This is a genomic window from Effusibacillus sp. SKA8 (genome assembly GCF_058273125.1).
The window spans coordinates 277,987-290,220 of sequence record NZ_JBZCSF010000001.1; the positions used below are offsets into that span (position 1 = coordinate 277,987).

Annotated in this window: 13 protein-coding genes; all 13 read left to right on the forward strand. The window is 53.4% G+C overall.

Annotation, left to right across the window (positions count from 1 at the left end):
- Positions 1 to 17 precede the first annotated feature (17 nt).
- The gene (rpsA, locus tag AC4ED1_RS01435; RefSeq protein WP_490935612.1) at positions 18 to 1,166 is read left to right on the forward strand and encodes a 30S ribosomal protein S1; all 1,149 of its coding nucleotides are present in this window, start codon (positions 18 to 20) and stop codon (positions 1,164 to 1,166) included.
- Positions 1,167 to 1,185: 19 nt separating this feature from the next.
- Positions 1,186 to 2,235, forward strand: a complete 1,050-nt coding sequence (fni, locus tag AC4ED1_RS01440) for a type 2 isopentenyl-diphosphate Delta-isomerase (RefSeq protein ID WP_490935613.1) — start codon at positions 1,186 to 1,188, stop codon at positions 2,233 to 2,235.
- Between the two features lie 81 nt (positions 2,236 to 2,316).
- The gene (locus AC4ED1_RS01445) at positions 2,317 to 2,952 is read left to right on the forward strand and encodes a YphA family membrane protein (protein ID WP_490935614.1); all 636 of its coding nucleotides are present in this window, start codon (positions 2,317 to 2,319) and stop codon (positions 2,950 to 2,952) included.
- A complete protein-coding gene (locus tag AC4ED1_RS01450) occupies positions 2,949 to 3,836 on the forward strand; it encodes a YIEGIA family protein (protein WP_490935615.1) in 888 nt (295 codons plus the stop codon). Before AC4ED1_RS01445 ends, AC4ED1_RS01450 begins: the two co-directional genes overlap by 4 nt.
- A 5-nt stretch (positions 3,837 to 3,841) precedes the next feature.
- The gene (locus AC4ED1_RS01455; protein WP_490935616.1) at positions 3,842 to 4,033 is read left to right on the forward strand and encodes a capping complex subunit for YIEGIA; all 192 of its coding nucleotides are present in this window, start codon (positions 3,842 to 3,844) and stop codon (positions 4,031 to 4,033) included.
- A gap of 147 nt (positions 4,034 to 4,180) precedes the next feature.
- Complete coding sequence (locus tag AC4ED1_RS01460; protein WP_490935617.1) at positions 4,181 to 5,560, forward strand: DUF512 domain-containing protein; 1,380 nt, start codon at positions 4,181 to 4,183, stop codon at positions 5,558 to 5,560.
- Positions 5,561 to 5,601: 41 nt separating this feature from the next.
- A complete protein-coding gene (gene der / locus AC4ED1_RS01465; RefSeq protein WP_490935618.1) occupies positions 5,602 to 6,921 on the forward strand; it encodes a ribosome biogenesis GTPase Der in 1,320 nt (439 codons plus the stop codon).
- A gap of 99 nt (positions 6,922 to 7,020) precedes the next feature.
- Positions 7,021 to 7,605 carry a glycerol-3-phosphate 1-O-acyltransferase PlsY gene (gene plsY, locus AC4ED1_RS01470; protein ID WP_490935619.1) on the forward strand — a complete coding sequence of 195 codons (585 nt, stop codon included), beginning with the start codon at positions 7,021 to 7,023 and terminating at the stop codon, positions 7,603 to 7,605.
- 22 nt (positions 7,606 to 7,627) lie between these two features.
- On the forward strand, positions 7,628 to 8,668 hold the full coding sequence (locus AC4ED1_RS01475) for an NAD(P)H-dependent glycerol-3-phosphate dehydrogenase (RefSeq protein ID WP_490935620.1): 1,041 nt from the start codon (positions 7,628 to 7,630) through the stop codon (positions 8,666 to 8,668).
- Positions 8,669 to 8,761: 93 nt separating this feature from the next.
- Positions 8,762 to 9,145: a glycine cleavage system protein GcvH gene (gcvH, locus tag AC4ED1_RS01480; protein ID WP_490935621.1), complete on the forward strand. Its 384-nt coding sequence runs from the start codon at positions 8,762 to 8,764 to the stop codon at positions 9,143 to 9,145.
- A 13-nt stretch (positions 9,146 to 9,158) separates the two neighbouring features.
- The gene (locus tag AC4ED1_RS01485) at positions 9,159 to 9,986 is read left to right on the forward strand and encodes a lipoate--protein ligase family protein (protein ID WP_490935622.1); all 828 of its coding nucleotides are present in this window, start codon (positions 9,159 to 9,161) and stop codon (positions 9,984 to 9,986) included.
- 238 nt (positions 9,987 to 10,224) lie between these two features.
- Positions 10,225 to 11,703 carry a stage IV sporulation protein A gene (gene spoIVA / locus AC4ED1_RS01490; protein ID WP_490935623.1) on the forward strand — a complete coding sequence of 493 codons (1,479 nt, stop codon included), beginning with the start codon at positions 10,225 to 10,227 and terminating at the stop codon, positions 11,701 to 11,703.
- Positions 11,704 to 11,858: 155 nt separating this feature from the next.
- Positions 11,859 to 12,131 (forward strand): HU family DNA-binding protein, encoded by a 273-nt coding sequence (locus AC4ED1_RS01495; RefSeq protein WP_490935624.1) that lies wholly within the window; start codon positions 11,859 to 11,861, stop codon positions 12,129 to 12,131.
- Positions 12,132 to 12,234 lie beyond the last annotated feature (103 nt).

Genomic DNA, 12,234 nt, shown 5'->3' on the forward strand with positions numbered 1-12,234 from the left:
TCAGGGAGGTAAAATTCATGGTGGAAGAAATGAACGAAATGACAAACGTCTTGACATTAAATAAAGGTGACGTCGTGAAGGGCAAAGTTACAAAAATCGAAGACGGCCAGGCGATTGTGGACGTCGGCTACAAATATGAAGGAGTGATTCCGATCGGGGAGCTGTCCGCGCTTCGTGTCGAAAGCGTGGCGGATGCCGTATCGGAGGGGGACGAAGTCGAAGTCAAGGTGCTGCGAATCAATGATGACGAAGGCAAGCTGGTTCTGTCAAAAAAAGCGGTGGATGCCGTGAAAGCTTGGGATTTGTTGGAACAACGCCTGCAAGCCGGAGAAGTGTTTGAAGTGAAAGTGGCGGAAATTGTAAAAGGCGGCCTTGTGGCAGACGTGGGGGTGCGAGCGTTCATTCCGGCTTCGCTTGTCGAGAGGCGCTTTGTGGAAGATTTCAGCGATTACAAAGGCAAAACGTTACGCGTCAAAGTGGTGGAACTCGACCGTAAGGAAAATAAAGTTATCCTGTCGCAAAAAGCCGTATTGGACGAGGAGTTCGAACGGCAAAAGCAGAACCTGCTCGCTTCCATCCAGCCCGGCGAAATCCGTGAAGGCACGGTGCGCCGGATCACCGACTTTGGCGTTTTTGTCGATCTGGGCGGCATTGACGGATTGGTGCATATCTCCGAAATGGCTTGGCACCGGGTGGAAACTCCTTCCGAAGTCGTAAAGGAAGGGGATCAAGTGAAAGTCAAAGTGTTAAAAGTCGATCCCGAAAAAGGCCGGATCTCTTTATCGATCAAAGAAGCGCAACCCGGTCCCTGGTCAGGAGTCGCTTCCAGGTTTCACCCGGGTGACATAGTCACCGGAACGGTGAAACGGCTCGTTTCCTTCGGAGCGTTTATTGAACTCCAGCCGGGTGTCGAGGGTCTCGTTCACATTTCACAGATCGCCAACCGCCATATTGCCACGCCGCAAGAGGTGTTGGAAGTCGGACAGGAAGTCAAAGTGAAAGTGCTTGACGTCAACGAGCAAGAAAAACGGATTTCTTTGTCGATACGCGAGGCGGAAGGCGACACACGCCGCAAAGAAGTGGATAAATACGTGGAAAAGCAGCAGAACCAGAGGATCGGCGTGACTCTGGGCGAAATGTTCGGAGACCTTTTCAAAAAACAGTAAACAGAGAGTGGCGGTTACAGTGCTGAGAGAAAATCGCAAGGCGGATCATGTAAGATTGGCTCTGTCATCCGCAACGGTTACGGACTCCGATTTTGACGATTTGCAATTCGTTCACCGCTCACTTCCGGAAGCGAGTGTCGATGCATGTCGTTTAAATACCGATATCGGCGGGCTGGCTCTCAGTTCGCCGATTTTTATTAATGCGATGACAGGCGGCGCAGCTTTCACAAAAGACATCAACATCGGCCTGGCCGAGGCGGCCAAGGAAGCCGGCGTCGCACTGGCTGTCGGTTCGCAAAGGGCGGCTCTGGTGAATCCGGAGCTCGCCGATACATACCGGGTCGTCAGAGAAGTGAATCCAAACGGGATAGTGATCGCCAATTTGGGCGCTGGCGCTTCGGTTGACGACGCCAATCGCGTGATCGACATGATTGAAGCGGATCTGCTGCAATTGCATCTGAATGTGCCACAGGAACTGGTGATGCCTGAAGGAGACCGGAATTTCAAGGGGATGCTGGAGGCGATTCAGCATGTGAAGGAAGCGGTTGGCGTCCCGGTGATCGTGAAAGAAGTCGGTTTTGGGATGTCCCGCGAAACGTACGCACAACTGCGAAGCGTTGGCGTATCCGTGGTCGACGTGGGGGGACGGGGCGGCACCAATTTTATTGCCATTGAGAATCAGCGGCGGCGTTTGCATGAGTACTCCCATTTGGCATGCTGGGGGCAATCGACCGTTGTGTCCCTGTTGGAGTTGCAGGAATTTGACGATTTGCAGGCCATCGCTTCCGGTGGTATACGCAACTCGCTTGATATGGCGAAATGTTTCGCGCTTGGAGCGAAAGCGGTGGGCCTGGCGGGACCGATTTTGCGGCTGTTAACGGAACAAGGAGTAAAGGGAGTCATTGGCGCGATCCGGAGTTGGCACGACCAGCTGTGCACGGTGATGACTCTGTTGGGATGTGTTTCGATTGATCAACTGACTTCTGTTCCGATCGTGGTGACCGGGAAAACCAAAGATTGGTGCGAGGCGAGAGGAATCGATTTTCGCCGGATGGCACGCAGGCCGTAAGACCCCGGAAACGGGGTTTTTTGTGTTGGAGTATAGAGTCGGAGGTGGCGGGAAACAATGACCTGTTAGGGAGGGAAAGGCATGAATCCTGGGGTCTTTGGTCTGATGACGTTCACGGTGGCGGCGATCTTGTTTGCAACCGGATGGGGAGCCCGGTACACGGAGCGGAGCGGGTTGCGGACTCGGCAGTGGGTTTTGCTTTTTGTGTCAATGGGATTGTTGGGTTGTCTGGATGTTGCGGTGCACCGTTTCATTGTGAACATCGGTTCCGTGTTGCTCGCACTGTTGCTCGGCGTCTATACCGGAGCGATACAAAAGCCGGGGCAGAAACTCCATTTTTTATCAGCCATTATCACTTCGGCGGCGTGTTGCCTGATCTTGATGAATTTGGTCCCGCGCGATCCTGCTTTCTATTTGCTGGATGAACAGTATTTGTACCCGATTGCCGCCGTTTTGACCGTCTATCTGTTTTCGCGGGAGCCGCTTTTTTGCCTGAGCGCTGCCGCAGGGGCCATTCTGTTGGCGGGAACCGTTTACGACAACCGGTTGCCGGATGGAACGGGAGCGGTTCATCTTGGCGGTTCCGAATGGATGGATTTTGTCGCCGGCGCCGTGATTGCATCGTTTCTCACGGATCATGCGGCACAAGCGGCCGGATACGTGTTGGCGAAATCAAATCGCAGGCAGGAAGGGAAACTGGAAGGAGATCCGGTATGAGCCTTTATACCAAAATGATTTTGGTCGGTGTCATATTGGGGGTCATTGCCAGAATCTATATGTTGCGGACCGATTATCGTCAGTATCCGACGTATCCGACCGGTCGCGTCATTCACATTGCGTTGGGCGTGATAGCGTCAGGCTTGGGGGCGGTAGCGGTACCGTCCCTTTTTGAAAAAAACTATACGGCTGTCACGTTTCTGGCGCTGGCTGCCCAGCAGTTCCGCGATGTCCGCAACATGGAGCGGCAAATGCTGACAAATGTCGACCAGAACGAACTCGTTCCGCGGGGGGTTACGTACATAGAAGGGATTGCCATGGTGTTTGAGGGGAGAAATTATCTTGTGATTTTTACCGCTTTCGTTTCTTCCCTCACCACCTACTTTTTCAATTGGTATGGAGGTTTGATAGGCGGTTTCATCGCCATTGCGGTCAGTGTCCGCTTTATGTCGGGCAATGTTGTGGAGGATGTGGCGGATATTCAGGAGGGTCGCTTGCGGTTTGACGGCCCCAATCTTTACGTGGACGATATTCACATCATGAATATCGGATTGGAAGACTCGAAGAAACATATTTTGGAACACGGTCTCGGTTTGATTCTGATACCGAAAAACGCCAATGGCAAAACCACACTCGCCCATCTGGGGCAACGGCAGGCGATCCATCATGACGTGGCGGCGGTCCTGGGGATTTATCGCGACAGCGGAACCCCGTCCTTCGTCCCCTTGTCGAAAAGGGATCTGGCAACGGGGAGAATCGCTTTTTTTCTGTTGCCGCTTGAAAAGGACATCGAGCTGGCCAAAGCGATCATCGCGAGATCGCCGGTGCTTGAAAATTCGATCCGGAAACCGCTGAGGTCGAAAGTTTTACAACGCTTGAGGTGAAACGGATGGGAACGACTCTGGAAAAAACCATTTTGGCGATCGTGACCACATCGCCGGAAAAAGTGGGCGGCAGCAGCCCCATTTTTTATGCGACGGACAAGGAGGACCTTCAATTTACGGCGTTTACCCTGGAAAAAATCCTCGACGGTATTGCTCATGAGGTAAAACCCGATATCATGATCGTCGTGCGCCATTAAAAAATCATAAGGAAAAAGAAAGCGTAAGGCGTAAGATGCGTAAGACGCGTAAGACGCGTAAGACGTAAGATTGACTTGCACCCTGTTTCTATAAGATAATATAAATTCAAGTGGCCAAACATCCACGTTTTGAAAGCGGGTGAGAACATGCCGAAAATTCAAGCCGTCCGTCCCGGTTCGCTGGCGGAGGAACTGGAACTGGAACCCGGCGATGAGATCAAAACGATCAACGGACAGCCGATTCAGGATATCATAGATTATCAGTTTGCGATTACGGACGAGTTGATTGAACTGGAAGTCCTCAAGGCGAACGGGGAAGAATGGCTGATCGAGGCAAAAAAAAGATATGACGAGTCGCTTGGCGTCGAGTGGGAACATCCGACTGTCGACCGCATCAAGCTGTGCCATAACAAGTGCGTGTTTTGTTTCGTCGATCAGATTCCCGGCAATATGCGGCACACCCTCAATATGCGCGACGATGATTACCGCCTTTCTTTTTTGCATGGAAATTTTGTGACGTTGACAAACTTAAAACAGGCGGATCTGGAACGGATTGTCCAGTTAAAGATGTCGCCGCTGAATATTTCTGTTCATACCACAAATCCGGAACTTCGCACCTTCATGATCGGACACAAAAAAGCCGGCGAGATCATGACCCAAATCGCGTATCTGGCGGAACACGGGATCGAGATGAACACCCAGATCGTACTCTGTCCGGGAATAAATGACGGGCCGGAACTGGAGCGGACAGTCAGGGATCTGGCGCCTTTTTGGCCGTATGTCCGCACGCTGTCCGTGGTTCCGGTGGGCCTGACGAAGCACCGCAGGGGCTTAGCGGAACTTCGCTGCGTGACTCCGGAAGAGGCCGCCCGCGTGATTGATCAGGTGGAATCCTGGCAGAAACGGTTTCTGACAGAAAAAGGAGCTTCGTTTGTTCATGCGGCTGACGAATTTTACGTGTTGGCCGACCGCGAGGTGCCGCCTGCGGATCGTTACGACGAGTTTGCGCAGACGGAAAACGGCGTCGGTTTGATCCGGAATTTTTTGGACGAATTGGCGGACCTCAAGCGGCAGATACCGGCGGCGCTTGACGAACGCCGCCACGTCGCGGTGGTAACGGCAGTCTCTCCCGCCAAAACCATCCGGCGCGGAATCGAACTTTTGGAGAAGGTCGAGAACCTGAAAGTGGAGCTGCACGTGATCCGAAACGACTTTTACGGACACATGGTGACGGTTGCCGGACTTGTTACCGGGTCCGACATCGTCGCTCAATTGAAAGAATCCTGCACAGCGGACATCGTCATGATTCCGGATATCATGCTAAAAGATGATGCGGATGTTTTCCTTGACGATTACACGGTTGAGCGGGTATCTTCCGAATTGGGCAAGCCGGTGTTGGTGCTCCCTGCCAACGCTACGGGCTTGATTAAAGGTGCGTTGGGGATAACGGGAAATCTTCCGCCGCGCAGGCGTTATGAAGCAACTCTGCCGCGTTCGGGAATGCTCGGCTGTGCAGGCGCAATGTAACGCTTGCAGGCCAATTTTTTTGGAAAGGCGGTATCCGGATTATGCCAAAGCCGGTTGTGGCAATCGTGGGACGACCAAACGTCGGAAAATCGACACTTTTCAACCGTTTGGCAGGAGAACGGATTGCGATTGTCGAAGATAAACCCGGTATCACACGGGACAGGATTTATTCGAGTGCCGAATGGTTGGACCGCAAATTTCATATTATCGACACTGGCGGCATTGAAGTCGGCAGCGACGACGAGATTGCGTTGCGCATCCGTGAACAGGCGGAACTGGCGATCAACGAGGCGCACGTCATCATCTTTCTGGTGGACGGCCAAACTGGTCTCACGGCCACCGACAAAGAGGTGGCGGAAATTCTGTTCCGCTCCCAAAAACCCGTCGTACTGGCGGTCAATAAGCTGGACAATCCCAACACGTTGGATAACCGGTTCGATTTTTACGAGTTGGGGGTGGGGGATCCGGTTCCCATCGCGGCGGAACACGGCATTGGAATCGGGGATCTGCTCGACGAGGTTGTCAAGCACTTTCCCAACGAGGAGGAAGAGGAATACAGCCCCGACACGATTAAGTTTGCGATGATCGGCAGGCCCAATGTGGGGAAGTCGTCGCTGGTCAACGCAATTCTTGGGGAAGAACGGGTGCTGGTGTCCGAAGTCGCGGGAACGACCCGCGATGCGGTCGACACCCCTTTCTCAAGGGAAGGAAGGGACTTTGTCATTATCGACACGGCAGGCATGCGCAAGCGCGGAAAGATCTATGAAACGACCGAAAAATACTCGGTTCTGAGGGCCCTGCGGGCAATTGAACGATCGGATGTCTGCGTACTGGTGTTGAATGGGGCGGAAGGCATCATTGAGCAAGACAAACGGATTGCCGGCTATGCGCTGGAAGAAGGGCGTGCCATGGTATTTGTCGTGAACAAATGGGATCTGGTGGAAAAAGACGACAAAACCGCACACCGGTTCGAGCAGCAAATCCGCAGCGAATTTCCTTTCATGCCTTGGGCGCCGATTTTGTTTGTGTCGGCGAAAACCAAGCAGCGGGTACCGCGGATCCTTGACGCTGTTGCAAGAGCGGCCGAAAGTCATGCGACGCGCATCCCGACTTCCACGGTGAATTCGGTGATCCAGGACGCGGTTATGATGACGCCGCCGCCGGCCGACAAGGGCCGTAAACTGCGGATCAACTATTCGACGCAAGTGGCGGTGAAGCCGCCTTCGTTTGTGATTTTCGTCAATGATCCGGAGCTGATGCACTTTTCCTACGAGCGGTTCCTGGAAAACAAGCTGCGGGACGCCTTTGGGTTCGAGGGGACACCAATCCGGCTGTTCATTCGCAAAAAGTCGAAAGATTGACGCGGGACATATCTTTTGGGTCTCCCTTAACGGATTTGGAAATATGCTGCGGAGCGGTTCGTCAGTTTGGAGGATAAATATTTTGGGGGAGAGATACGGGTGCAGGTCTTCTTCGCGGCAGTGATCGGTTATCTCTTGGGTTCGATTTCGTCCAGCTATTTGATCGGCCGCTACAAAGCGGGAATTGATATCCGAAATTACGGGTCGGGCAACGCCGGCGCGACAAACACGTTGCGGGTGCTCGGAAAACAAGCGGCCGCGATCGTCTTTGTCGCAGATGCCCTCAAAGGGGTTCTTTCCGTTTTTGTAGGCTATCTCTTGACAGGATCCGAAACGGGGATGGCGATTGGAGGGTTGGCTTCCATCGTCGGGCACAATTGGCCCGTCTTCTTTGATTTTCGAGGCGGGAAAGGGGTTGCGACGACGATCGGTGTCGTGTTAAGCGTCGCTTTCCTTCCCGCTCTTTACGCGGGGATCATTGCCATTCTGCTGCTTTTGCTGACGCGTATCGTTTCGCTTGCCTCCCTGGTGTTTTTGACGGCCCTGCCATTTACGATCCTTGTCAGTGGAGATTCAGGGGTGTTTTTCTGGATGTCGGTTGTCATGGCCATCCTGTCGTATTGGCGGCACCGGTCCAACATTGTCCGGCTCTTACAGGGAAAAGAAAACCGAGTCGGCAGATAACGGTGTGGCGCGGGAGGGGATTATGGATCAGTCTGTTGCAGTCATTGGGTCAGGCAGTTGGGGAACCGCTTTGGCGATGGTGTTGGCGGATAACGGCTGTAAAGTTTCGATGTGGGCGAGACGGCGGGAAGTGGTGAACGAAATTCTGGAAGAGCGCACCAATTCAAAATATTTGCCTGGCGCTCGGCTGCCCGAATCGATTTTGCCGACTGCCGATTTGGAACAGGCCGTCAGAAGGCATCGCCAGATTTTGGTTGTGGTGCCGTCCGTGGCGTTCCGTGATACGATGCGGCAACTCGCTCCGTTTATCAAGCCGGACACCAAGTTCATACACGCGACGAAAGGGCTAGACAAGCACAACCAGGCACGCATGAGCCAGGTGGTTCTGGAAGAAATTCCGCATTTGGATCCGAAAAATCTCGCGGTGTTGTCGGGTCCCAGCCATGCGGAAGAAGTGTCCCGCAGGTGTCCGACCACCGTGGTTGTCGCAAGCAGGAGCCGGGCCACCGCCGAATGGTTTCAGGACCTGTTCATGAATTCTTACTTTCGGGTGTATACCAACCCGGATGTGACGGGAACCGAGCTTGGCGGAGCTTTAAAGAACATCATAGCGCTAGGCGTGGGGTTGTCTGACGGACTTGGATTCGGAGACAACGCAAAAGCCGCTTTGATGACCCGCGGCTTGATGGAAATCTCGCGGTTGGGGATCAAATTGGGAGCAGCCCAGATGACGTTTGCGGGGCTTGCCGGAATCGGGGACTTGATTGTGACCTGCACGTCCCGTCACAGCCGGAATTGGAGAACCGGCTATCAATTGGGACAGGGCAAAACGCTGGCTGAGGCTTTGGCGGGGATGCACATGGTGGTCGAAGGCGTTCACGCCGCGCAAGCCGCCTGCAAGCTCGCGGAAAATCATCAGGTGGTGATGCCGATCACATCCGAGATCTACCGGGTTTTGTTTGAAGGCAAGAGTCCGCGGGCGGCGGTGGAGGATTTGATGGGCAGAGGAAAGACCCACGAAATGGAAGAAGTGGCTCGGATTTCGATGAGTTGGGAATCATAGCGGACAGATGCAAAATCTGTTACAATTTGGCTGAAGCAAAAATTTGCTGAACCAACGCGGAGTAAAACATCCATGTTGTAAGGAGGTAACCGCATGGGCAACTTGCCGCAGGAACTAAAATATTCAAAAGAGCATGAGTGGGTTCGTGTCGAAGGAAACAAAGCGTACATTGGAATTACGGATTTCGCCCAGTCGGAACTCGGAGATATCGTGTTTGTCGAACTTCCCGAAGTCGGTGACGAAGTGGTTCAAAACTCCACTTTCGGCACGGTGGAATCGGTAAAAACGGTGTCGGATCTTTACGCCCCCGTCAGCGGCAAGATTATCGAGGTCAACGAGTCTTTGGCCGATTCCCCCGAGAAAGTCAACGAATCACCGTACCAAGACGGCTGGATGATCGCTGTCGAGATGAAAGACCCCGGCGAACTCGACAATTTGTTGAGCGCCGAGCAATACGCGGAAATGATCAAAGGCTGACAGAGGGGTCGGTTTGGAGACTTGGCGTTTGTTGCCGACCGGCCGCTATTCGCCCGCGGAAAACATGGCGTTGGACGAAGCCGTTCTGATTGCCCACAGCCAGGGACTCGTTCCTCCCACGGTCCGTTTTTACGGCTGGAATCCGCCGGCCTTGTCGATCGGATATTTTCAGAAGACGTCGGATGTCGATTTCTCCGCGCTGCGGCAAAAAGGTCTCGGGTTTGTGCGGCGTCCGACCGGGGGGCGTGCCGTTTTGCACGACGAAGAATTGACATATTCCATCGTGGTGTCCGAAACACACTCCAGGATACCCGGCTCCGTCAACGAATCCTACCGGGTGTTGTCGGCGGGGCTCGTGGAAGGGTTCCGGAATCTGGGGCTTGCAGCGAATATGGTGTCGCTCGGTTCGGAAGAGGACAGAAAAAAATACGAGTCGCCGGGTTCGGCCGCCTGTTTCGATTCTCCTTCCTGGTACGAACTGGTTGTCGAAGGCAGGAAAGTGACAGGGAGCGCCCAGACCCGGCAGCGGGGCGTAATTCTGCAGCACGGGTCGATTTTGTTGGACCTTGATGTCGATCTGTTGTTTTCGGTTCTCTATTTTTCCTCCGATAAGCTTCGTCAACGTTTAAAAGAGCGGTTTGTGGAGAAGGCGGTTTCCGTCAAACGAATCAGCGGGCGGCAGGTATCGTTTGAAGAGGCGGAAGCGGCTTTTCGTGCCGGGTTTGAAAAAGGGTTGGGGGTCCGGTTTGTCCCGGGAGAGTTGACCGCGGAGGAACTTCGGATGATGGAGAAACTGATCCGAACCAAATATGGAACACCCGAATGGAATGAAAAACGGTAGGCTGCATATACATAGCACTCGGAAGCGTTTATCCGGGTGTTTTTTTGTTGCGGGCTTGTTCTAAAGCGGATTCCCGTGCATATCCATAGAGAAGAAAACGCGACCGGCCCCGCAAAAGTCGCCTCGGAATAAAACTCTTGGTCTTTCATATACATGTACAAACATCCGAGAGCACCGGGGAGGGATGGATACGGGGTGCGGTAACTTCTACGCCGACATTACGTAGGGAGGGAAAAGCGTGGAGAAGTTTGACATTTTTAAAGACATTGCGGAGCGGACGGGGGGAGATATTTATCTCGGCGTAGTAGGCCCTGTTCGAACCGGCAAATCGACTTTTATCAAAAAATTCATGGAACTGATCGTGCTGCCGAACATTGCGGACGAAGCGGACCGTGTGCGGGCCACCGACGAACTGCCGCAAAGCGCGGCGGGCCGCACGATTATGACAACGGAACCAAAGTTCATTCCCAATCAGGCTGTCGAGATCCATGTGGCCGAGGGGCTGGACATTAACGTAAGAGTGGTCGATTGTGTTGGCTACGCGGTTGAGGGAGCGCGCGGCTATGAGGACGAAAACGGCCCCCGCATGGTGACGACTCCATGGTTCGATGAACCGATTCCGTTCCAGGAAGCGGCTGAAGTGGGAACCCGCAAGGTGATTGCCGACCATTCGACGATTGGCCTTGTGATCACGACGGATGGCACGATTGCGGAAATCCCCCGGGAATCCTATATCGAAGCGGAGGAGCGTGTCGTCTCCGAGTTAAAAGAGCTTGGGAAACCGTTCGTGATGGTGATCAACTCCACTCATCCGCAGCATCCGGAAACGGAAGCGTTACGCGCCGAACTGGTGGAAAAATACGATATCCCGGTTGTCGCGTTGTCGGTGGCGACGATGAATCAGGATGACATTATGGTCGTGTTGCGGGAAGCTCTGTATGAATTCCCTGTGCACGAAGTGAACGTCAACCTTCCTTCGTGGGTGATGGTGCTCGATCAGGATCATTGGCTACGCTCCAGTTTTGAGGAATGCGTGCGAAACACGGTCCAGGACATCAGAAGGCTGCGCGACATCGACCGTGTGGTCGGGGTGTTCAACGAGTATGATTTTATTTCCCGTGCCGCGTTGGCTCGCATGGACATGGGACAGGGGATTGCCGATATCGATCTGGCCGCTCCCGATGAATTGTACGACCGGATTTTGACAGAAGTGGTCGGTGTTGAAATCCGCGGCAAAGACCACTTGCTGCAACTGATGAAAGACTTTACGACCGCAAAGCGTGAATATGACAAGGTGGCCGACGCTCTCCGCATGGTGAAATTGACCGGTTACGGCATTGCGCCGCCGGTCCTCGAAGAGATGACCCTTGACGAACCGGAACTGATCCGTCAGGGTTCACGGTTTGGCGTGCGCCTGCGGGCAACGGCGCCGTCGATCCACATGATCCGCGTCGATGTGGAATCCGAATTTGCACCGATTGTCGGCACGGAGAAGCAAAGCGAAGAATTGGTCCGCTATCTGATGCAGGATTTTGAAGAAGACCCGCTGAAAATCTGGGATTCCGACATCTTCGGCAAATCGCTGTCGGCGATCGTGCGGGAAGGCATTTCGGCAAAGCTGGCGATGATGCCCGAGAACGCCCAGTACAAACTGAAAGAAACGCTGGAAAGGATCATTAACGAAGGCAGCGGCGGCTTGATCGCGATTATATTGTAAAATTCCATAACGTGATAGAATCGTTTTCCTGGAAAGAAGGGCTGCGGCAAGCCTTTCTTTTTGCTTTTTTGCTCAGCTTAGGTATATTTATCTCGGATTTGGATACAAAAGTAATACTGTGAAAAATAGAAATCCAGAAGAGGGGGTGGGGAATCGTGAACAAGGCGGATCTTGTCAACTCGGTCGCGGAAAAATCGGAACTGACGAAGAAAGATGCTGCGAAAGCGGTCGATGCCGTTTTTGACAGCATTACGGAAGCGCTGGTGAGAGGCGGCAAAGTGCAGTTGATCGGTTTCGGCAACTTTGAAACCAGGGAGCGTGCCGCACGGAAAGGGCGGAACCCGCAAACTGGCGAAGAGATTGAGATTGCCGCAACGAAGGTGCCTATTTTCAGGCCCGGCAAAGCGCTCAAAGATGCCATCAAGTAACGCATCGACAAAAGGGTCCCCGAAGGCGCACTATCGACGTCCGTTCGTTGGACTCTCTTTATTTGTTTTAATTGTCAAAAAGTGAATAACCGGTCGAGAAGGA